The 22,276-nt window shown below is 53.1% G+C and carries 21 protein-coding genes; 11 read left to right on the forward strand and 10 right to left on the reverse strand.

Going from position 1 to position 22,276, the window contains the following annotated elements; translation table 11 throughout:
* The first annotated feature begins 9 nt into the window (after positions 1–9).
* Both HUF18_RS06535 and def read left to right on the forward strand, forming a co-directional pair.
* Complete coding sequence (locus HUF18_RS06535) at positions 10–570, forward strand: GNAT family N-acetyltransferase (RefSeq protein WP_225691574.1); 561 nt, start codon at positions 10–12, stop codon at positions 568–570.
* An 18-nt stretch (positions 571–588) separates the two neighbouring features.
* On the forward strand, positions 589–1,098 hold the full coding sequence (gene def / locus HUF18_RS06540; RefSeq protein ID WP_145469237.1) for a peptide deformylase: 510 nt from the start codon (positions 589–591) through the stop codon (positions 1,096–1,098).
* Positions 1,099–1,142: 44 nt separating this feature from the next.
* Here def and HUF18_RS06545 read toward each other — a convergent pair whose 3' ends face one another.
* The 5 genes from HUF18_RS06545 to HUF18_RS06565 form a co-directional block, all read right to left on the reverse strand.
* A complete protein-coding gene (locus HUF18_RS06545; protein ID WP_225691575.1) occupies positions 1,143–1,514 on the reverse strand; it encodes a carboxymuconolactone decarboxylase family protein in 372 nt (123 codons plus the stop codon).
* 69 nt (positions 1,515–1,583) lie between these two features.
* Complete coding sequence (locus tag HUF18_RS06550) at positions 1,584–1,940, reverse strand: MerR family transcriptional regulator (protein WP_225691576.1); 357 nt, start codon at positions 1,938–1,940, stop codon at positions 1,584–1,586.
* Between the two features lie 109 nt (positions 1,941–2,049).
* Positions 2,050–2,862, reverse strand: a complete 813-nt coding sequence (locus HUF18_RS06555) for a metal ABC transporter permease (protein WP_225691577.1) — start codon at positions 2,860–2,862, stop codon at positions 2,050–2,052.
* Positions 2,859–3,782 (reverse strand): metal ABC transporter substrate-binding protein, encoded by a 924-nt coding sequence (locus HUF18_RS06560; protein WP_225691578.1) that lies wholly within the window; start codon positions 3,780–3,782, stop codon positions 2,859–2,861. Before HUF18_RS06560 ends, HUF18_RS06555 begins: the two co-directional genes overlap by 4 nt.
* A 10-nt stretch (positions 3,783–3,792) precedes the next feature.
* Positions 3,793–4,965: an OprO/OprP family phosphate-selective porin gene (locus HUF18_RS06565; protein WP_225691579.1), complete on the reverse strand. Its 1,173-nt coding sequence runs from the start codon at positions 4,963–4,965 to the stop codon at positions 3,793–3,795.
* 883 nt (positions 4,966–5,848) lie between these two features.
* Between HUF18_RS06565 and HUF18_RS06570 the strand changes: the two genes are divergently transcribed.
* From HUF18_RS06570 to HUF18_RS06580, 3 genes are read left to right on the forward strand one after another with little or no spacing between them, the layout of a single operon-like run.
* On the forward strand, positions 5,849–7,057 hold the full coding sequence (locus HUF18_RS06570; RefSeq protein WP_186435925.1) for a M48 family metallopeptidase: 1,209 nt from the start codon (positions 5,849–5,851) through the stop codon (positions 7,055–7,057).
* A gap of 11 nt (positions 7,058–7,068) precedes the next feature.
* A complete protein-coding gene (locus HUF18_RS06575) occupies positions 7,069–7,533 on the forward strand; it encodes a hypothetical protein (RefSeq protein WP_145469244.1) in 465 nt (154 codons plus the stop codon).
* An 11-nt stretch (positions 7,534–7,544) separates the two neighbouring features.
* A complete protein-coding gene (locus HUF18_RS06580; protein ID WP_225691580.1) occupies positions 7,545–7,976 on the forward strand; it encodes a hypothetical protein in 432 nt (143 codons plus the stop codon).
* Between the two features lie 79 nt (positions 7,977–8,055).
* On the opposite strand, the gene HUF18_RS06585 is transcribed toward HUF18_RS06580, so the two are convergent.
* The 4 genes from HUF18_RS06585 to HUF18_RS06600 all read right to left on the reverse strand — a co-directional run bounded on the left by HUF18_RS06585 (position 8,056) and on the right by HUF18_RS06600 (position 14,272).
* Positions 8,056–9,186, reverse strand: a complete 1,131-nt coding sequence (locus HUF18_RS06585; protein ID WP_225691581.1) for a CvfB family protein — start codon at positions 9,184–9,186, stop codon at positions 8,056–8,058.
* 207 nt (positions 9,187–9,393) lie between these two features.
* A complete protein-coding gene (locus HUF18_RS06590; protein ID WP_145469247.1) occupies positions 9,394–11,514 on the reverse strand; it encodes a methyl-accepting chemotaxis protein in 2,121 nt (706 codons plus the stop codon).
* Positions 11,515–11,672: 158 nt separating this feature from the next.
* Complete coding sequence (locus tag HUF18_RS06595; protein ID WP_225691582.1) at positions 11,673–12,455, reverse strand: crotonase/enoyl-CoA hydratase family protein; 783 nt, start codon at positions 12,453–12,455, stop codon at positions 11,673–11,675.
* Positions 12,456–12,481: 26 nt separating this feature from the next.
* Complete coding sequence (locus HUF18_RS06600; RefSeq protein WP_225691583.1) at positions 12,482–14,272, reverse strand: acyl-CoA dehydrogenase; 1,791 nt, start codon at positions 14,270–14,272, stop codon at positions 12,482–12,484.
* A 204-nt stretch (positions 14,273–14,476) separates the two neighbouring features.
* Here HUF18_RS06600 and HUF18_RS06605 point away from each other — a divergent pair, with 204 nt between their 5' ends.
* The 3 genes from HUF18_RS06605 to HUF18_RS06615 all read left to right on the forward strand — a co-directional run bounded on the left by HUF18_RS06605 (position 14,477) and on the right by HUF18_RS06615 (position 18,473).
* Entirely contained in the window at positions 14,477–15,457 is a 981-nt protein-coding gene (locus HUF18_RS06605; RefSeq protein ID WP_225691584.1) for a GlxA family transcriptional regulator, read from the forward strand.
* 151 nt (positions 15,458–15,608) lie between these two features.
* On the forward strand, positions 15,609–17,930 hold the full coding sequence (locus tag HUF18_RS06610) for a CCXG family PEP-CTERM protein (protein ID WP_225691585.1): 2,322 nt from the start codon (positions 15,609–15,611) through the stop codon (positions 17,928–17,930).
* A 24-nt stretch (positions 17,931–17,954) separates the two neighbouring features.
* Entirely contained in the window at positions 17,955–18,473 is a 519-nt protein-coding gene (locus HUF18_RS06615; protein WP_225691586.1) for a YbaN family protein, read from the forward strand.
* Between the two features lie 8 nt (positions 18,474–18,481).
* Here the strand turns inward: HUF18_RS06615 and HUF18_RS06620 are convergent, their stop codons facing one another.
* The gene (locus tag HUF18_RS06620; protein ID WP_145469253.1) at positions 18,482–19,195 is read right to left on the reverse strand and encodes a Crp/Fnr family transcriptional regulator; all 714 of its coding nucleotides are present in this window, start codon (positions 19,193–19,195) and stop codon (positions 18,482–18,484) included.
* Positions 19,196–19,275: 80 nt separating this feature from the next.
* On the opposite strand from HUF18_RS06620, the gene HUF18_RS06625 reads away from it, so the two are divergent.
* The 3 genes from HUF18_RS06625 to HUF18_RS06635 all read left to right on the forward strand — a co-directional run bounded on the left by HUF18_RS06625 (position 19,276) and on the right by HUF18_RS06635 (position 22,146).
* A complete protein-coding gene (locus HUF18_RS06625) occupies positions 19,276–20,043 on the forward strand; it encodes a class II aldolase/adducin family protein (RefSeq protein ID WP_225691587.1) in 768 nt (255 codons plus the stop codon).
* A 135-nt stretch (positions 20,044–20,178) separates the two neighbouring features.
* Positions 20,179–21,084 (forward strand): alpha/beta fold hydrolase, encoded by a 906-nt coding sequence (locus HUF18_RS06630; RefSeq protein ID WP_225691588.1) that lies wholly within the window; start codon positions 20,179–20,181, stop codon positions 21,082–21,084.
* 36 nt (positions 21,085–21,120) lie between these two features.
* Positions 21,121–22,146: an AraC family transcriptional regulator gene (locus HUF18_RS06635; RefSeq protein WP_225691589.1), complete on the forward strand. Its 1,026-nt coding sequence runs from the start codon at positions 21,121–21,123 to the stop codon at positions 22,144–22,146.
* Positions 22,147–22,276: the final 130 nt, after the last annotated feature.

Consider the following 22,276-nt stretch of genomic DNA (forward strand, 5'->3'; position numbering starts at 1 on the left):
GGAATCGTTATGTTTACGCTTGATATTAATGAGTCAGTCAGCCTGGCTCTGGTTCAGCCGTCGTTCGCCGGCCGCTATCTGGCGATTGTTGAGGCTGAGCGCGACTATCTTTCAGAGTGGCTTGCCTGGCCGCCCCACGCCGATTCGGAAGAGTTTTTCCTGCGCTTTATCCGTGGTGCTCTGCATGATTATGCCGATGGTAAATCGATGACATGCGCGGTGTTGTATCAGGGCGTTGTGGTGGGCAATGTCAGCTACAACAGCATTTGCCGAAACCTTGGTAAAGCAGAAATCGGCTACTGGCTGAGCAAGGAATATCAGGGGCGGGGAATTATGACAACGGCGGTCCGCTATCTTATTGATGATGCTTTTAATCGGCTGAAGCTGCATAAGGTGCAGATATCGGCTGCCGCAGAGAATGAACCGAGCCGTGCATTATGTGAACGTCTGCATATGACCCTTGAAGGCATTATCCGCAACAGTGAAAACCTTAATGGCCGGGTAGTGGATCATGCCATCTACGGGATACAATCCGCGCAATGGCTGGCCTTAACGGCCGCTGAAACCTGACAGGAACCCCTATTTTTTATGGCTGTTTTAACCGTATTACAAGCACCTGACCCCCGCCTGCGGGAAGTTGCCCGTCCGGTAACCGATATCCGCAGCGTACAGACGCTGATCGACGATATGTTCGACACCCTGTACGCCACTGACGATGGCATTGGTCTGGCCGCGACTCAGGTGGGCCGTCGTGAAGCCTTGCTGGTGATTGATCTTTCTGAAGAACGTAATGAGCCGCTGGTGCTGATTAATCCGGAAATTATCCGTGGCGAACATAAAGAAGCCGGTCAGGAAGGTTGTTTATCGGTGCCTGGCTATTATGCCGATGTTGAGCGTTTCACCTCGGTAACGGTGTCGGCGCTGGATCGTGATGGTAAGGCCATCACGATTGAAAGCGATGATTTTCTGGCGGTTGTCATACAGCACGAAATGGATCATTTAAAAGGCAAATTATTCATTGATTATCTGTCGCCGGTTAAACAACAGATGGCGTTGAAAAAGGTGAAAAAACAGCAGCGGGAAAGTGTTCGCGGTTGATTGATTGGATTCGCCGTCAGCAGGACGCTGACGGCCGATATGTATTATTTTTCCTGCAGCACCTCTTTAAAAGCTAACATGGCATTCAGTGCCGCCGGAAAGCCGGCATAAACCGACATCTGTAAAATCACTTCTTTTATTTCATCGGCGCTGCAACCAACATTCAGTGCGGCCTGTAAGTGCACCTTCAATTGCGGCTGGCAGTTACCGAGCGCCGTGAGCGCGGCAACGGTGGCTATTTCGCGTGATTTAAGATCCAGCCCCGGACGGGAGTAGATATCTGCAAAAGGGTATTCGATGGTGTAGCGCGCCAGATCCGGACAAATATCCTGAAGGCTGTCGATCACCTTATGCCCGGCTTCACCATCAATTTCGCTGAGTTTTTTCAGTCCCTGTTCAAAGCGTACGCTGGTCATATTCCTGCTTCCTGTTAATTAAAGAGAAAGCAGGTTAGGGCTTTGAGTTAACTCTAAGTCAAGCGGATTTCAGACCTTGCCGGTCAGCTGACGGTAATAACCGATTTTGTTATCCAGAATCTGCAGATGCTCCAGTTCACGGGCAATTCTTGCCTGCAGAATATCGCGGTGCTGTTGCAGTAACTGCTGGCGTTCAGCCATTGTGCTGTCGCCCTGTGTACGGAATTCTGCGTATTTAATAATGTGCTGCAGCGGCATGCCGGTGTCTTTGAGGCGCAGAATAAAGGTAATCCATTCCAGATCTTTATTGCTGAATACCCGGTGGCCACTCTGGTTACGCTGTACCTGCAACAAACCGATTTTTTCGTAATAGCGCAGGGTATGGGCAGAAACCCCGGTTTGTTCGGCAAAGGCTTTGATATTCATAAGCGGAAGAGGGGTGTCTGAGTGAATGTTTGGCTGGTTGTGACTGACCAGCAAGGCCACCGCATGGTTTGCCGGCGGCCAGAGCAACTTTTTACAATGGAACGGCTTTTTACAATGGAACGGCGGCATCCTGCGATGCCTTAAGTTTACCATTTGCCACGGCAGCGCTGAGACCACAAACCAGTGCCATGGTGCAGACAATGGTTGCTCCTGACGGCAGATCCCACAGCGCCGACAGCATCAGCCCGGCGGCATAAGCACAGGCCCCGGTAACGTAAGCACGCAGCAGCGGATGCTGGCGGACTTTCTGTACGGCAAGTGCCGGCATAATCAGGCTGGCAAACACCAGATAGACACCAACCAGCTGCACCGAGGTGGTCACACTGATGGCAAACAGGGAATAAAACAGCAGCGGGCTCTGTTGTTTGCCACGGCCAACTCTCAGGCCAGCCCCAAGCCCGAACCACAGCGCCAGTACCGCCGCATAAATAATGGCAACCGGAATTAACTGGCCGTAGCTGACCCACAGAATCTGCCCGGCGAGCAGGTCTTTTAACGCTTCACCGCCGTGCGGGTTGCTGCTCAATACCAGCAGGCCACCGCTGGCGGCAAGCACAAACACGCAGCCGATAATGGCTTCCTGATTGTCTTCCCACAGCGTCTCGGTGGCATACAACAACAGTGCACCGGCTAAGGCGGCAGCCATGGCGATCAGCTGTACCTGCCAGCCACCGGCTTCCCAACCCAGACTGTAGGCAATGATGACCCCGAGTCCGGCAATCTGGGCAATGGCCAGATCGAGAAAAATAATACCGCGGCTGAGTACCTGACGGCCCAGTGGTATGTGGGTGGTCAGCACCAGCAACCCGGCGAGAAACGCCGGGGCAATAATGGATAACTCCAGATTGCTGAACAGACTCATGGTGCGAGTCCGTCTAACAGGCGTGAAATGGTGTCGTCGTAGAGGCTGAACAGATCCTGCGCCTGCTCGCTGCCACCCACGGTAAAGGGCAAAGCAATGGCCGGAAGGCCGGTTTTATCCGCCAGCCATTCGTCAGCACGGCCATCCTGATAGGCCGCGCGAATGATCATTCTGGCCGGTTGGGCATCCAGCTGCTGCAATACCTCCGCCAGATGTCCGGCGCTGGCAGGAACGCCGGGTTTCGGCTCCAGCGTGGCTACTTCGTTCAGCCCCAGCCACTGTTGCAGATAACTCCAGCTGCGGTGATGCACCACAACGGCAACACCGCGCAAGGGTGCTGCTTTTGTTTCCCAGCGCTGCATGGCGGCTTGCCAGCGTTGGCCGAAATCATCGGCGCGCTGTTGATAGGCGGCGCTGTTGTCAGCATCCAGCTGTTGCAACAGTGGCAGCAGGGCTGCGGCAACCTTGCTGATATTGTGCGGGCTGGTCTGAATGTGAGGATTGCCACCCGGATGCACATCGCCCTGTGAGCGGTCGATAATCTGCGGTTTATCCAGGGTTTCGACAAAACGGCTGGCTTCAAAATAGCCGGGTTTGCCCGGTTGCACCTTGCTGTTGCCGGACTGGCGCAGCAGCAGAGGCAGCCAGCCGCTTTCCAGCTCGGAGCCGGTGCAGATCAGCAGGTCGGCTTTGCGCATCTTCGCAATCAGACTCGGTCGTGCCTGAATATGATGCGGGTCCTGTAATGCGGTGGTAGCGGTGAACACCTCAACGTTATCACCGCCCAGCTCCTGCGCCAGTGCGCCCCATTCCGGCTCGCAGGCGAAGATATTCAGCGCTGCAGCCTGTGCAGTGGTACAGCCACCAACCAGCAGCAACGGCAGCAGAACAGCGCGTGCTTTGTGTAATATTTTTTTCATCACGCTCTCCTTAAAAACGGTGTGCGCCGTGGGCGCCGAGGCTCATGGTGTATTGCAGCAGCCACTGGTGATCGATCTGTGGCTGCGACTCATCGCGGTTGTATTGCAGACGCAGGCGGCTGAACTCGCTGTTGCTGTAATCCAGCATCAGGCTGTTGCGTTGTGGGGTATGGTTTTGCGCGTCGAGCATGGTGCCGGCAAAGGCGGCATCATTCTGGCCAGCGTCGAGCTGATCGTGGCGCACACCGGCACGCCAGCCGTGGGTAAACTGATAAATTGCCTGCAGATACCAGCCCTTGGGTGTGGCCGAGTAGGGCAGTTCGCTGCCGCCGGCGGGGGTAAAGTCACCGTCGTTTTTACTCAGCAGGTACTCGCCCTGCAGTTTCAGGCTGCGGTTGTAAGCATTGCCGCCCGGAGACCATTTCCACACGAAATCAGCAATGGCGACCTTACTGCTGCCGCTGAACAGATCCGGGTTATCTTCGTCGCCGCTTTCACGTGCATCGGCATTGGCATTCAGGTACGACAGACCGGCGCGCCAGCTGCTGCTCTGGCCAATATCGCCACCGCTGTGCACAAACACCGACCAGGCTCCCTGACCCTTGCTGGCACTGCCGCCGGCCGGATAAGCGCTGCCGTTAAACCATTCCGCGCCGACTTCGGTGTACAGCTCGGTCGGTGCCAGCCAGCGTAACTGTACGCCGTCGTCTTTATATTGCGTACCCAGCAAGGCACGGTACGCCAGCGCAGTATCGGCAAAATCCCAGGTGTGGGCATGCTGTTCGTTGAGATAACCGATACCGGAGAAGAAGCGTCCGCCGCGGAAGGTCAGGCCGTCTGCCGGGCTGGTTTGCACGTAGGCGTTTTCTACTTCGGTTTCATCACCGAGCGCGACGGTAATGGCACCGAACCAGTCGGGGTCAATATTGGCGCTGATGTTTAATTCCGACTCGCCCAGCGCAAAGCCCTGGCTGCCGGGTTCGCTTTCTCCGCCTAAGGGCAGACCGGCGATGGCGTAGTCATCGGGTTCACGGGAAAAATGGCCGAGTGTGCCATTCAGAATCAGGCCAATAGCCGGATTAAATGCATTGGCAGAATCGGCGGCCCACAGTGGAGCGGGCAGAATAGCGGACAGGCTAAGCAGGGCACAGCAAGGCAAAATGCCGGTACGGGATACAGACATGGTGTTCTCCTGAAAAAATACACGCATTACCGGTATGCGCTAATACATACCGGTAACGATTCTGGGTTTAACGGATTCAGGAAAAACGGGGTGGGGCGCGTGCCTGTGAAGCTGTTAAAACGGTCGTTGCAGTGCCAGGCGCTGGTGGACAGATGGTGCTGTGCTGGCCAGGAATGCAGGGGGCTTCAGGACTGACGCCGGACAGGCCGGGTGTGCTGAGGTCGGATGCCTGCAGGCAGTAACTGCAGAGCTCACCGGCGGGATGCTGTTCTGAGTGAGTCTGATGCCATAGCGCAGCCGACTGACCGATAAGCAACAGCATCGTCAGTAACAGGACATGGTTCAGAGAAAGCAGGGTTCGTTTCACAGCATCGGCACCAGAGACAGGCGCGCTCAGACTAACACGCCGTCAAAGTGGGTCAACCGGCAATCGGAGCCAGTCTTATTTGCCGCCACACAGAAAATGACATGTTGATTTGCGCCATTTCCCGGACGCTGTCTCATCCTTCCGGACGAGGCCGGAACAGATATGGGCAGCTTCTGTTGTGATAAAACCGGGCAGAGGAGGCAGCCTGATCAGGCTTAGCGCGTATTTTTCTGCGGATCCCACCGGCACATATGAATTGTCGTTTTGATACGTAAGTCTGATTCTGACAATAAAACATATTGTTTCTAACCGCTTTATCAATTGATGTGAAAGGATCGGCTGTCTAGAATGGCCGCTTACTGCTCAGTCTGTTTTATAAACCATATCATCAATAAGCAGTTTGTCTTTTTCTGGTTGCTCTGTGCGCTGATAGCGGCCGGGAATAATAATCTGTTGTTGATGTGAGTTTTGCAGGCTGATTTTCTGACAACTTGGAACGTTAAGCAGGTGCAATCAGTGAACGTCGAGGATGCGATCCGCTTTCAGTCTGACCTCAGTTTTTTTAATGAACTGCTGGCTGATAAAAAAATTCAGGTGCTGGCTGAAAAACGTATTAAAGAGGCCCGCCGTGATTCCTATCGCCGCAGTCTTCTTGGCCACAGCCTGAGGGTTACGGCCAGACTGGCGCCCGATCTTTTTAAGTATGTGCGTAATGCACAGGAAGCCCTGAATCTGGGCGATAAAAATGTTGAGGTCTACATCTATAACAGCCCTGAGCCTAATGCCAGCTGCAGTTACTCCGGTGGCGATGACATTATTCTGACCTTCAGTTCCGGTCTGTTAACCTCAATGAATGAAGACGAAATCAACTTTGTCGTTGGCCATGAACTGGGTCATGCTTTATTCAGCCATTATGCCTTACCGACCCATGCGATTCTTGAAGAAGGCACGCTGAATGCCAGTGATGCCATGAAGCTGATGTCCTGGAGCCGGCGCGCAGAAATCTCTGCTGACCGCGCTGGTCTGTTTGTCTGTAAAAGCCCGGAAGCTGCCATCAGTTCTTTCCTGAAGCTGTCCTGTGGTGTTGCTCATCCGATTATTGAATTTGATCTGAAAGAGTACTCGGCGCAAATTCAGGATTTATCTGAGTTGTCAAAAAACACAGAAGACACATCCCATTGTTATTCCAGCCATCCGTTTAACCCTATCCGTATTATGGCCGTTGATTTATACAGCCAGTCGGATGAGTTTCAGCGTTTAACCGGACAGGGAACAGGGAATAAAACGCTGGCCGATGTTGATGACGGTATTCATAAAGTACTCGAGTATATGGAGCCTGTCAGCGATGAAGAGAAACAGGCCCTGCATAACCGGGCAATGTTCTGGGGCGGCGCCTGGGTGGCTTATGCGGACGGACATCTGGCCGATGCTGAAGCAGAAAACCTGATCGAGCAGGCCGGTGAAGAAATATACCGCGAAGGTATTCAGCTGCTGGAACAGGCTGAAGATCCTATCGGTCTTGCCCGTGAACAGTTTATTGAGAGCTCAAAGCCGCTGCTATCCCTGGGAGCTTCAAACCGCTGCGCCTTTATTCAGCGTCTGGTTGTGGTCGCCAGAGCCGATCAGAATATTGATGATCGCGAACTGGATGCCCTCACGGAAATGGCAAAAATTATGAATGTTGAACCTTCTTTTGTTCAGCAAATTTTAATGTTTCTCGAATAAGGAGAATCTTGATGACATCGAATGGAAGCACAAATCCATATCCAAACCCGTTCACCAGTAAGATTGTTGCTTACTGTGAAGAGATTGGCTGGAACTTTGAAGTCCGCTCTGAAACCTCGGTTAAAATGCTGTTTGTTGAAGATGACGGGCGTTCGCAGCTGGTCTTTTTTAACCGTCAGCAGGCGGGTAATGGCAGTGAAGTTGTATGTATTTCTTCGCCGGTTGTTCGCCTGAGTACCATCCAGGAATCTGATATCGATCAGAAAGCTTTCTTCAACGAATTGCTGGAGCTGAATGGCCGCTCCGCTAACTATCGCTGGGCATTTACCCGCATCAGTGAAGAAGATGAGCTGCTGATCGCTGTTGTGGATATGCTGCTGGATACTATGGATCTGAAAGAAATGGCGATGGCAGTATCTGCCGTATCAACCGTTGCAGACCGTATGGAAAGTCGTTTTGGCGTGGACGAGTTTTAAAGGAGATTAAAATGTCGAACAAATTTCATGAAATCATTGCAGGTCACGCCGACAAACTTGGCATTAATCTGAAAATTGATAATGAGCGCATGATCAGCGCGATGTTTGATATGGGCGAAGGGCGCTCACAGCGTGTTCTGGTGCTGCATCACCCAAGCGAAGACGGTACTAAAGACATTGTTGAAATTGCCTCGGCGGTACTGGATTTAAGTGGTATGCCGGATCAGCAAGTGGGTGCTTCTATGGCACTGAAATTGTTGCGTGAAAATGACAGTACACTCTGTGCATCCTGGGCCATCGACAAGGTTGGCGGATGTCACCTGGTGGCGATGGGCAACTGGTGGCTGGATGAAATGGATACTGATGAATTCGGTACCACGCTGTATGGCGTAGCCGCAATGGCGGATAATCTGGAACAGCAACTCGGGGTTGATAACTTCTGATGCTGTAACGAAAACGGCCGCGGATAACAGAGTTATGCGCGGCCGTTTTTTATCCTGCTGCTTTGTCAGGATATGTTCTTCAGGATTTCTTTTTCAGACTCAGTGTTTTTTCCGTTTTCGTCTTTGGGTTACGGTACACTTTAGGCGCTGATTTTTTCTCAGCCGGTTTTTTATCAGCCTGATCCTGATTCCTTTCTTCTTTCTTTGTACCTGTTTTCTTCGTGTCTGGTTTTTCTGTTTTCTGCGTTTTTGCTGCAGATGTTTTTTGTTCTTTAGCCGGTTTTCTGGCGTCTTTACCCGACTCTTTTTTCGCTTCTTTTTTCAGGTCTTTATTGACCACGGCCTTCTGGTCAGCCTCTGTTGCCAGACGGATACCACTGTCTTCGATCACAATTTTGCGTTCTTTATACAGTTTGCCGATGGCCATTTTAAAGGTACGTTTGCTGACCCCGAACTGCAGTTCGATCAGCTCTGCCGGAGAGTGGTCGCTGAGGCCTAAGAGGCCGTGGTTATCTTCCATTTTCTGCAGGATTTTTTTCGCCAGCGGGTCGGCTTTGGTATGGCCTACCGGCTCCAGCATCAGATCAAGTTTATGATCGTCACGCAGACGTTTGATATAGCCTTCAACCCGCTGGCCGGTACGAATGGCTTTGCGGATATCGTCGTTGTGCAGCAAACCCCAATAGGTGTCGTTGACTACGGCTTTGTAGCCGATGTCGGTACGCTGGGCGATCAGTAATTTTACTTTATCGCCGGTGGCCAGCGGTACCGGAGCACCGGGCCAGTTGGCTTTGACTTCGTCTTTGATAAAACGGTTTAAGCGCGCGCTGGCAACGATACGGTCGGTGTTATCGAGGTACAGATAGACCGCATAGGACTTACCGGCTTCCATGCGGTGGGTTTGCTCGGCGAAGGGCACAAACACGTCTTTGGCCAGGCCCCAGTCGAGAAAGGCTCCGGTTTGATTTACATCCACGGCTTCCAGCCAGGCGACCTGATGCAGCTGTGCTTTAGGGCGCAGGCAGGTGGCAATCGGACGGTCGTCGGAATCAAGGTAAACAAAGACTTTAAGACTGTCGCCGATTTGGGTGCCGGCAGGAATTTGTTTGCGCGGCAGCAGAATTTTGCCGCCGTCGTTGTCATCCAGATACAGGCCGTGGGGCTGTTCATCGAGTACGGTCAGGGTGTTGTAGCGTCCGAGTTCGGCCATGATGGTATTCCGCGGCAAGGTGTTTCGGGGGCAGCATTATGCTGTCGTTTGTATCAGGATAGGCTGGCCTGTGGCCGGCGGCGCGCAGTTTATCACAGCCATGGGCGGAGGCAGAGTCCGGGTTCGGGCATTTCCATCCATGCGGGGCCGATAAAAAAGCCCCGCCAATGGTGATTGGCAGGGCTTGTGGCTGTTGCGGGTCTGCACTCAGGTACGCAATGCGCCCAGCTGTTTATCCAGACGGTCGAGCTGTTCGGTAACGTTATGGCTGCTCTGGTTGGCTTCCTGCGCCAGCTCGGCCAGCATGGTGGTGGCATCACCGATAACAGTGAGGTTGCGGGTAATTTCACCGCTCACCGAGCTTTGCTCTTCGGCTGCCGTGGCCACCTGACGGATGTGGTCGGCAATTTCGCTGATCGCCTGTACTACTTCTTGCAAAGAGCCATGGGCTTCGCGGGTGGATTCCATCGCCAGCCCGGCTTTCTGGCTGCCACTGTCAATGATGCTGACGGCGGCTTTTACCTCGCCCTGCAGGCTGCCAATCATATTGTTAATTTCTTCGGTCGATTCCTGGGTTTTGGAGGCGAGGGTACGTACTTCATCGGCCACCACAGCAAAGCCACGTCCCTGTTCACCGGCACGGGCGGCTTCAATGGCAGCGTTCAGTGCCAGCAGGTTGGTCTGTTCGGCAATGGAGCCAATAACCACCAGGATGCGGTTAATATCGTCGGAGCGGGCAGATACTTTGGTGATCGACTCGCTTGCGGTATGCATGTTTTCGCTCAGCTCCAGCACCGTATCTACCGCGGAAGACAGGTTCTGCTGCGATGCGGTGACGGTCGAATGGATATCGTTAGCCCGTACCGCAACATCGGAGGCAATGCGTGATACTTCCTGCGCTGTGGCCGACATTTCCTGAGTCGCGGTAACCACGTTATCCATTTCACTTTGTTGCTGATCGGTGGCTTTACGGGTTTTCTGGCTGATTTTCAGGTTCTCGGCTGACTCGCTGCGCACTTCGTGACTGACTTCTTTCAGCGCCAGTACCAGATCGCGCAGTTTGCTGAGGAAACGGTTAAAGCCGCCACTCAGGCTGATCAGTTCGGCGTGGGTATCAAGTTGCAGACGCTGGGAGAGATCGCCATCGGCGCTGGACAGTTGCTCGACCTGCTTATTCAGTACTTCCAGGGGCTTGGTAATGGACTGAATCAACAGGGTTATGGCAACCAGAGCGGCCCCGGCGAGAATCAGCGCCAACAGCAGCTGGCTGCTGAGTACTGAGGTTTTTTCATCGGCGACCAGCGCTTTCAGGGTTTCAAGATCGGCGAGGGCAACGTTCAGCGGCAGTTCGATCAGCAGTGACCACTCACTGTTGGAGGCCGGAATTTTCAGCCCACGGGCAACATACAGGTTATCTTTTCCGCTCAGCAGACCGTCGCCTTTATGCAGTTTGCTCAGCGTATCGCCTCTTTCCGGCAGAGACTCTTTTAAAGGCCGCATCAGCTTATCTTTGTAGTGGCTTGAGGCGACCACCAGACCTATTTCACTGAGTAATGTTACCCGGGCTTTGCCGCTGTAGAGCGACTGGCTCAGTTCATCCACCAGTTTCTGGAAAATGGGCAGGTTAACGTCGACACCGGCAATGCCGCGGAAAGTACCATTGGCGATAATCGGCGCGGTGAGACTGGTCATCAGTTCTTCATAGCCGGGGCTGATCTCATACAGGTAGGGTTCCATCAGGCAGGGAACTTTTTTATCGCGGCTGCAGAGATACCACTCGGATTGACGGATGCCGAATTCATTACGGGCATCGAGGTATTTTTCGTCCGGATCGTCGACTTTCTGCTGTTCGACCTGACCGGACTGATTGCGGATCCAGTAGATTTCCAGTGAGCCGGTGCGTTCGGCGTTGTAAATCAGGCCTGAGTCGACGAACTCGCTGTCACGACCATCGAAGCCGTTACGCTCGAACTGGGCGTATGTGGAGCTGACATCCTTATTGGCTGCGAGTGCGGCACCCATCATTGCGCTGACCTGAGCGCGGCTGCCATCACCATTTTCAATCGCGGTTTTAATGGCGGCAGCCATTGTCATAGGAATGCGGTAGGCGGCGTTGATGTAGTTACTGATCTGCTCGCCATAGGCCTGGGTTTTGGTCTGCAGTTGGGTGATAACGGCCTCGGTCAGATTTTTTTCACTGTGCTCCTGCAGTTGTTCGCTGAGCGAACTGATGCCCTGATAACTGCGCCAGGTCAGGGCTGCGGCCAGCAACAGAATGGCTGACAGCGTGATGGCAAACAGCTTGGTTTTAAGGGGTAAGGATTTCATGCAAGGCTCCGGAAGGCGTGGTCATACCAAATCAGTATAGTTTCTGATCTGATCTCTGCGTCCGGTTTGCCCGATTTGTCCTCTTGGGCTGCTTAACCTGATGAAAAAACAGGAAAAACCGCCGTCATCACGGTTTTTCCTGTGGCGCTGTTGCTGTTTCAGCGACCGCTGAACTTTGCCGCACGGCGTTCCATAAATGAACGTACGCCTTCGGCGGCATCGTCACTCTTCAGCACCTTACCCATATCGCCGAAGACGGTGCTCAGTGCAGCGGTATCACCGTGCAGACGCGCGGTTTTTGATGATTTCAGTGCGGCGCGCACACCCAGCGGGGCAGCAGCGGCCACTTTCTGTGCCAGTTCACGGGCACGGCTGTGCAGCTGGCTGAATTCACAGAGTTCGGTCAGCATGCCCCAGTCGTAGGCCTGCTGGCCGCTGAATTCATCACCGGTCAGCAGATAACGCTGTGCCCGTGCCCAGCCGATTTCTTCCGGCAGGCGCACCGTACCGCCGCCGCAGGGGTAGATACCACGCTGTACTTCCAGCTGGGCAAAGCGGGTATCGGCGGTGCCGAGGCGGATATCGGTATTCAGCAACAACTCCAGACCGGAGGTGTAGCACAGACCATGCACGGCAATGATCAGTGGCTTACTCAGGGTTTCGCCGGAAATACCGTAGGGATCAATTTCGCCTGCGGCCATCTGCGGGGCGCCGCCCTGAGCAAAGATCGGAGCCCATTTATCCAGCTCCAGGCCGGCAGTGAAGTGTTTGCCATCGGCCAGAATCACACCGACGCGTAAGTCATCGTCGTGTTGCAGGCGGTACAGTGCCTGGGCCAGCAGATGGTAACTCTCCGGGTCGAGGGCGTTCAGTTTGTCGGCACGGTTAAAGGTGATGGTGAGGATATGCTCACTGGTTTCAACGAGTACTTTGGCAGTCATAGTGTGTTGTCCTGTGCTGTTGCTGATTAAAACCAGTCCGGGTTCATGGCGGTGCAGGTATCGTCAAACCCGGCTAACAGTTTGGCCTGATGCTCAATTTCAGGCAGTTCCCAGCGGATAAAGTAGCGTGCCGCCTGCAGTTTGCCGGCGAGGAATTGCTGGTCGTCTTCTGCCGCCGAAGCGCCAAAGGTGTCGATAGCCTTGTCGGCCATTTCCAGCCACAGCCAGCCGATCACCATCTTGCCCATCATGTCGAGATACAGCGCCGAGTTGCCCAGCGCCGCGCTGACCTGGCCGCTCTGCAGGGCTTTGCCCAGCGCCATAGTGGTTTGCAGCAGGGTGTTCAGATGCTTCTGATAGCTGGCGGTCAGCTCGCTGAGCTGTTCTTTGCCCTGAGCGGATTTCAGCGTGGCCTGTACCCGCGCCATTAACAGCTGCTGGCCTTTGCCATTGTGCTGCCACAGTTTGCGGCCCAGTAAATCCAGCGACTGAATACCGTGGGTGCCTTCGTGAATCGGATTTAAGCGGTTGTCGCGGTAGCACTGCTCGACCGGATATTCGCGGGTATAACCGGCGCCGCCCAACACCTGAATGGCCAGATCGTTGGCGCGTGGTCCGTAAAACGATGGGAAGGATTTCACCACCGGCGTTAATAAATCGAGCAGAATGCCGCTATCGACGTTTTCTCCGGCTTCCTGTTCATCCACTAAGCGGGCGGCCAGCAGACAGAGCGCCAGCGACCCTTCAACGTAGGATTTCTGGGCCAGCAACATGCGTTTTACATCGGTGTGTTCAATGATGTTCAGCGGTTTGCTGAGCGGATCTTTCTCTGCCGGAGAACGGCCCTGCGGACGGTTACGGGCGTAGTCGAGGGATTCGAGATAACCGCGGTAACCGATCATGGCGGCCCCCAGGCCAACGCCGATGCGCGCTTCGTTCATCATCTTGAACATGTACATCAGGCCCTTACCGGCTTCACCGATCAGGTAGCCGTGGCAGTCGTCTTTTTCGCCAAAGCTTAAAACGGTGGAGGTCGTGCCACGGTAGCCCATTTTGTGCAGCAGACCGGCCAGCTGCACATCGTTGCGCGGGCCCAGCGAACCATCGGCGCTGGTGTGGAATTTCGGCACGATAAACAACGAAATACCTTTAACACCCTGTGGCGCGCCCTGAATACGGGCCAGCACTAAGTGCACGATATTTTCGGTGATGTCCTGATCGCCGCCGGAGATATACATCTTCTGACCTTTAATGCGGTAGCTGCCGTCATCTGCTGGCAGGGCGCGGGTAGTCAGATCGCCCAATGATGAGCCAACATCCGGTTCGGTCAGCGCCATAGTGCCGGCAAAACGGCCGCTGAACATGTGCGGTACAAAGGTGGCTTTCTGTTCATCGCTGCCAAAGGCATGGATCACATTGGCGGCGGCGCTGGTTAAGAAAGGGTAACCAGCGGTGGAAGGATTGGCCGACATAAAGTAAGCGTTGGCGGCCATATGCAGCAGTGAGGGTAACTGCATGCCACCGTCTTCATAACGATGGCGGGCGCACAGCAGACCGGAGTCGGCAAAGTGTTGCCAGGCTTCTTTTACTTCCGGGATGGTGCTGACCTTTTCACCGTCGAATTGTGGCTCGTGTTCGTCCGCTTTGGCGTTATGCGGGGCAAAGTAATCTTCGGCAATGCGGCTTGAGGTATTCAGAATGCCATCGAAGGTGGTGCGGTCGTGTTCACTGTAATGTGGCAGTTCGGTCAGCTGCTCAGCCTGAAATACCTGATACAGCAGAAATTCCAGATCTTTCTGATTAATAAGTTTCGACACGGTTTGGCTCCCCGCAGGGTTAATAGAAAGTGAATCATGAGTTCTATGACGTATTTCACCAGTATCAGGCTTGTCATGCCGCCGGATAATCGTCAATATAGCCACACTTGATGCTAATAGTGACATAAACCCTGCCGTCAGCCTGATTTCGCAGATGACAGGTATCAGAGTGCAGTGCAGCAGAGACTTTAAAGGGGGCCATCCATGCTTAATGTAGTGATCGCGGGTTTTGATAAAGCCTTGTCATCGGCCATGACCGGTGTCGCCGATCTTTTTGGTCTGGCAGGGGTAACCTGGAACCGCATTCAGGGACAGGAACCGGAGCGCCTGTTTAATGTGCGCATTGCCAGCCCGGATGGCGGCCCTATCCGCTGCATTAACGGCATTCAGCTGCTGGCACATATGAGTTACGACGATGTGCAGGATGTGGATGTGATTGTGGTGCCGACCATCGGTGGCCCGGTTGAGGATGTGATTGGTGTGAATCCACAGTTGCTGGCACTGCTGCGCCGCGCCGATGCTCACGGCTGGACCATTGCCGGTAATTGCACCGGTAATTTTTTACTGGCCGAATCCGGCATTCTCAACGGCAAAGTGGCCACCACTCATTGGGGTTTTAAAGATCTGTTTGAACAGCGTTACCCGCAGGTAGAACTTAAGGCAGATCAGCTGATTACCCGCCATGATCATATTTATTGTGCCGGTGGCGGTCTGGCCTGGTTTGATCTGGGGCTGCATATTATTGAGCGTAATTTTGGTTTTGAAACAGCCATTCAGACTGCCAAAGCCTTTGTGATCGATTATCGTCGCGACAGCCAGCTGTCGTATTCGCTGATGCGTTTATCAAAACCGCATAAAGATGATCTGGTAAAGCAGGTTCAGGCCTGGCTGGAAGAACACTACGCCGGTAATTTTACCGTGGATGAACTGGCCGACCGTTTCAGTGTATCCAAGCGTACTCTTATCCGTCGCTTTAATGCGGCGCTGGATATGCCACCAAATACCTATGTGCAATCCATCCGTATCGAAGCGGCGCAGAAATTACTGGAAGAAACTGAACGTACAGTGGATGTGGTGATGAATGATGTGGGCTATGAAGACGCCAGTTCATTCCGGCGTTTATTCCGCAAAAAAACCGGCTTAACACCAACCGAATATCGCCGCCGTTTCAGCCGCCGTTTCTGATGACTGAACGCCTGTATATGCCGGACGTTACAACTGGTTACGGCTGAAAGGGAAATTCTGACAAATAAAGGCGATCATTGACAAAATCCGGCAGGGGTCGCAACCGGTCTTTTACAGTACAATGCGCGCATGTCAATGGAGGAAAAATACAATGCGCGGGTTGTTCTGGGTTTTACTGATGGTGGCAAACAGCAGTTATGCCGGACTGCTTTGCGACTGGCCTTACCGTACACAACTCAGTGTGCAGGAAAACTCGGGTACAACCCTGACCGATTACCAGGTATTGCTGACCATTAACAGCAGCAATCTGCATCCTGATTATCAATGGACCAGTAATGGTTACGATTTACGCATTATCGATAGCGATGATAATACTGCGCTGGATTTCTGGATTGACAGCTGGAATCAGGCCAGTAAAACCGCCAGTATCTGGGTTCGTTTTCCATCTCTGGTTGCCAGTCAGAACCGTTCTGTCTATCTCTACTATGGTAATGCAGCAGCATCGAATCAGACTCAGGTTCCGCCCGTATTTACTTATCCGGGTATTAAATTTCATACCCGCCGGGTAACCGCCGACCCTTCGAGTAAAAACCAGGCTTTCAGTATATTTAACGCCGCCAGTGATGATGTCAGTGGGTATGGTTGTAAATTTATTACTGATTTTACCAATATCAGTAACAGCAGCAGCTTCCCTGGTGGCCAGGATGGCAACTTTATTGCCTATTCCGAAAGCTATTTTCAGGTACGTGCTAATGAAGCCGGAACCTGGCGTTTTCGTTATGGTGCTGACTTTGGTCGTGGCGGCGGTTTATATGTGAATGGCACAAGGCTTGAAGAGCAATGGAATGCAAACTTATGGTGGAATAATAACTGGGGTAATACCAGTCAGACTCTTGAAGGCAGCATCAGCTTGTCAGAGGGCTACCATAAACTGGAAATTATTGGCGCCGAAGACTGTTGTGATGGTGGTATTACCGTACAGTTCCATAAGCCTTGGGGGAGCTGGACAACTTTCCGCACCAGCGATATTGATATTCGCTCACGTTCTTGCCCGGTTGCTCTGCCAACGATTACCTTTGGTGCTCATGAAAGCTGCAGTGCGGATTTATCTGTTACCGCCACAGCTCCGGCGCTTTGGGTGCGTAACAGCCCCCGTGAATTGATCTTGTCCATTGTCAACAATGGGCCGGATAACGCTCCGTCTGATACGGCTCTGACGCTTAATCTGGATTCTGGTTTATTGCTGGAGCAGGTACAGGGCAATAGCTGGTCGTGTTCCGGCAGCAGTGGCAGCATCAGCTGTGCTTATTCGGAGCTGGTGGGCAGCGGGGATCATTATCCGGATTTGGTTCTGGGTATCAGTGCACAAAGCGGCTCAGCCAATAATGCCGGATTCAGTGCCACAGTTGACGGTAAAGCATATGATTTTAATACGGCGAATAACACGGCATCAGGCTCTGTTGCCGTACGTACATTGATTCTGCCAGCGGGACGCAGCTGTGCAGCCTCGTCCGGATTATGGACACGTTTTTTTAATACCCAGAGCAGCAGCGTTAATTACCCGACCAGCGCCAGCCAGTTTCAGACGATGGTGGATACCTTTGCCAACGAAACCTATCTGGACGGGCAAACCATATTCAGTCAGGTCGATGGCTCAGGCAATCCGTTTGATAACCGCGGTGATGAGTATTATCTGACGATTTTTGATGGTTATTTATATGTGCCGACTGATGGCGACTGGTGGCTGGCGCTGGATGGTGATGATGCGGTTGAACTGCGGCTGAACGATACAGTGCGCGTTAGCTGGTACGGTGCTCATGGGGCAAATAATGGCCCGAATACCAGCAATGATGTCCGTCTGGGTCTGGCCCGTGGTTATCATAAATTTGAATTCCGCCATCAGGAATATGCTGGTGGCGATGTGTACCGCGCCTACTGGAGCAGCACAACAACGGGAGCTTACCAGATTATTCCGGCAGCCAGTTTTTCGCAGTGCAGTGGCGTGTATGATCTGCAGCTGAACAGCACCGCGCAGGTGATTTCTGATCCGGTTAATGGCAGCAGTAATCCGAAAGCCATTCCTGGTGCTGTGATTGATTACTCGGTACGGGCCAGTAATGCCGGTACACTGAGTTCTGATCCGGACAGCACCGTGCTGGTGCAGGCTATTGCCGCTGACTCAGAGTTTTATGTGGGTACCGACAGCACCATCAGCCCGGTCACTTTTGTTAATGGCAGCGGTAATAACCGTACCGGACTGACGTTTACTTTTGACAGTCTGAGCAGTACAACAGACAGTCTGGATTTCTCCAGTGATGGTGGTAACACCTTTGGCCATACCCCTGTTGTAGGTGCCGATGGTTTTGATCCGGCGATTACTCATTTCCGTCTGATTCTGAATGGCAGTATGAATCCCACGCTGGGCAATCTTCAGCCATACTTCGATTATCAATACCGGGTACGTTTGCACTGATACGACAACTGACACAGGAAAAGCATGCAGGATAAACCGCAGCCATCCGTGCACACAGCGGATGCCACTCTGACAGACGCGGATACAGAACTGCATTCGCAGCTGGCAGAAAAAAAAGCGATACGTCAGCCGCTGCTGCGGGCGCTGGTGCTTGGCTGCGGTTGGCTCAGTGTATTGCTGGGAGTGTTGGGGATTTTTCTGCCGTTGTTGCCGACAACGCCTTTCCTGTTGTTGGCCGCCGCCTGTTTTCTGCGCACATCACCACGTTTTTACTTATGGCTGATCCGGCATCCGAAGCTGGGCCGTTATGTGATTTATTACCTTGATGGTAAAGGTATTCCGCTGCGCGCCAAAATCTATACGCTGTTGCTGATGTGGAGCACCATGCTGCTGACGGCTTTTGTGCTGGTGGATCGCCTGCCGGTTAAAATTATTCTGCCTGCCATCGGTGCGCTGGTCAGTATTTATATTCTGCGCCAGCCAACGCTGGTGTTATCAGATACCCATCCTCATTCCGCTCCGCACTCAGAACAGCAGCGCTGACCGTCCGCTCAGCGCGGTACGCCAGCCGGGCCGGCAATTGTCTCCAGAGCGCCGCTGTCGAGAATATCAATGCGGTTATAGTGTGTGCTGATCCAGCCTGCGCTTACCCAGTGAGCCAGCACCCGCGCGACTGACTGCCGCGACACACCCATCATTTCTGCCAGCGCCTGCTGCGACATCGAATGGCGGGTATCCATACGGTGTAACTGCAATAATTTACGCGCCAGCCGCGCCGGCATTGGCAGCAGGGTGGCTTCTTCCACCGCATCCATCAAAAGGCGCAAACGCTGGCATAAGTGTTTTGCCAGCGTCGGCCATAATTGCGGATAACGCTGCAGCAACGACTGAAAATCCGTTGCGGCGATCAGCAATAATTCGCTGTCTTCCATCGCACTGGTGTCGTGGGTGCGTGGCAGTCCATCGATCAGGGAAATTTCTCCGAACCAGTCGCCGGGTAAAAAATAGGCCAGTGTCAGCACTTTACCGTCATCGGTCAGGGTGCTGACGCCCAGCCGCCCGCTGATAACCCCCATATAGCCTTTCGCCAGATCGCCACGGGCATGTACCTGCTGGCCTGTGCTCAGACGCAGAATGGTACTGGCACGGGCCAGTTGTTCCAGCTCCGCGTCCGGCAATTCGGCCAGCCAGCTTTGCCGCAGCAGTTGCAGACGCTGCTGTACGGAGGGTTCGGCGGGTGCGGATAACGGCGGATTGTCAGGCACAGGATTGTCCAAAAATTTACAGAGTTTGCCGCTCAGGCGGGGTATGTTGCTGGTGAGAATAATAACCAGAGGAGTTTAAGATGACCAAGCAAAACGCCGTCAGCGTCCGTGAACAGGTATCCGCCGAAGAATGGCAGATGCGGGTTGATCTGGCCGCCTGTTATAACCTGGTCGCCCATTATGGCTGGGACGATCTGATTTTTACCCATATCTCTGCCCGTGTTCCCGGTCCGGAGCATCATTTTTTGATTAACCCTTACGGAATGATGTTTGACGAAGTATCGGCGTCCAGTCTGGTTAAGGTGGATCTGCAGGGCAATAAAGTGATGCCGTCGGAATATGAAATTAACCCGGCCGGTTTCACCATTCACAGTGCGGTACATGAAGCCCGTGATGATGCTAAGTGCGTGATCCATTTACACACCAAAGAAGGTGTGGCGGTTTCGGCACAGAAAGACGGCCTGCTGGCAATCTCCCAGCAATCGCTGTTTCCGTTGTCTGGCCTGAGCTATCACGCTTATGAAGGCGTGGCATTAAACCCGGAAGAAAAAGTCCGCTTAGTAGCGGATCTGGGTGAAACCCAGTTTATGATTCTGCGTAATCACGGTTTACTGACCTGTGCCGATAACGTTGCCGATGCCTTCCTGAATATGTTTATTCTGCAGCGTGCCTGCGAAGTGCAGTTACTGGCGCAGTCCGGTGGCAGCGAATTAATTATGGTACCGGATGCCATTGTGGCCGGTATTAAACAAGCAGCACAGCAGGTAACCCGCAATGCCGGTGGCAAACTGGCGTGGCCCGGATTATTGCGTAAACTGGAGCGTATTCAGGCACCTTATGCGCAGTAATATTGTGCGCAGTAAACCTGTGCGCTGAAAGGTTATTGCCAGGGTCTGTTTAATTGGTGTTAACAGGCCCTGAAACAAAGAGCAGAGCTGAAATTAAGCTCTGCTCTGTTTTTATAAGAATAAAAAAGGGTTTTTATGAGCGCCAACGCACCGTCGTTAAACCAGTGGCAACAGCAGGGGAAACGTATTTCCTTACTGGGTCAGGATATTTTCTACTGCACCGCCGGCGATGAAAAAAAACCGGCATTGCTGCTGATTCATGGTTTTCCTACTGCTTCCTGGGATTGGCGTTACCAGTGGCAGGCGCTGAGCGAGAACTATTTTGTTATTACGATGGATATGCTTGGTTTTGGTTTCAGTGCCAAACCGCAGAATGGCGATTACCGTATCGCCTTTCAGGCGGATTTACAGCAGGCCCTGCTTCAACATCTGAATATTCAGCAATACAGCATTCTGGCACACGATTATGGCGATACCGTGGCACAGGAATTACTGGCCCGTGATCTTGATCAGCATGGCACCAGTAACGGCAGCAAAAAAAGCAGCATAAGCGCCTGTATTTTATTAAATGGCGGGCTGTTTCCCGAAACCCACAAACCGGTGCTGGTACAGAAATTACTGATCAGTCCACTGGGACCACTGTTTGCCCGTTTGTATTCTTATAAAAAACTGCAGAAAACCTTTGCCCATATCTGTGCGAAACCACTCAGCGATGAAGAACTGCAGGGCTTCTGGACATTGATTTCACAGCAACAGGGGCTGCGGGTTTTTCATAAACTGATTCGGTATATGAGTGAGCGGCGGCAATTCCGTGAGCGTTGGGTTGGTGCCTTGCAGAACACCAGCGTACCTCTGGCGCTGATTAATGGCTCTGCTGATCCTATTTCCGGTGCGCATATGGTAGCCCGTTACCGTGAACTGGTGAGCGGGGAAAACATTGTGCAATTGCCGGGTATTGGTCATTATCCTCAACTGGAAGACAGCCAGACGGTATTGGCCGCTGCGCAGTCTTTTCTGGCCGGAGTTATGTCGTCCGGCTGATCACTGCGTATTAACAGGCCCCAATACAGGTTCGCCATGAATCAGCCTTCTTATTCCACTATTGCCGCCTGGGCGCTGGCCATCTGCAAAGCCCTGCAGGAATCCGGTCGCGACCCTGTGCCTTTGCTGCAGGACGTCGGCCTTAACCTGCAGGAGCTGGAGCAGCATCCCGACAGCCGTGTTGCCATTGCCACCATGACTGCATTCTGGGACCGGGTGGAACAGATTACTGCGAATCCGGCTTTTGGCCTGGAAGTTTCACGTTATGTGCAGCCGATGCATTTCCGTGCCCTCGGTCTGCTGATGATCAGTTGCCAGAATATGCAGCAGGTGATCGAAAAAATCGGGCGCTATCACGCCATGATTTCGAACACCGTTAATATCCGCGTTATTCATCAGCCACACCGTATCGGTTTTGCAATCGATCCTCTGGCTGGAGTGCCGATCAGCGCCCTCGCCGTTGACGGTTTTTTTGCCACCATCGTTACCTTTGCCCGGCAATTAACCGGACAGAATCTGCTGGTTCAGAATGTTGAATTAATGCGGTCTTTACCCGCAACAGGCGGCGAGCGCTGGAGTACGTTTTTTCAGTGCCCGGTCAATTTTCAGCAGGCCACCAACTGCCTGTGGTTTGAGCGTGCTCAGCTGATAAAAATGGCATTGCCTGGTGATTCACAACTGGCTGCCGCCAACGAAGCACTGGTTGAACAATACCTGCAAAAAATGAATGCCCTTAACTGGCACGAGCGGATAAAAAACAGCATTCAGGCGGTGCTGGAACAGGGCGAACCGACGCTGGCCGATACCGCACAGGTATTTAATCTGAGCGAACGGACACTGCGGCGTTATCTGCAACAGGAAGGCACCAGTTTCCGTCAGGTACTGGAAGAGGTTCGGCGTGAAATGGCGGTACATTACCTGCTACAGACAGCGGTGCCGGTAACGGATATCGCGTTACGGCTGGGCTTCAGTGACAGCAGTAATTTTAACCGCGCGTTTCAGCGCTGGTTTGAGCAGACGCCGGGGCAATACCGTAAGGAAAAGAAAAGCGCCGGAGCGTAAAAAATGCCCCGCAGGAATCTCTTTCTACAGGGCTTCATCTGCCTCCCACGCTCTGCGTGGTAGCCCTTACCGGTACTGTTGCATTCCCCACGGAGTGGGGTGTTCCCTCGCTGGGCGTTCCCACGCGGAG

Source organism: Thalassolituus sp. ST750PaO-4, assembly GCF_020320405.1.
In the GTDB taxonomy this organism is placed as follows: Bacteria; Pseudomonadota; Gammaproteobacteria; order Pseudomonadales; family Oceanobacteraceae; genus Venatoribacter; species Venatoribacter alkanivorans.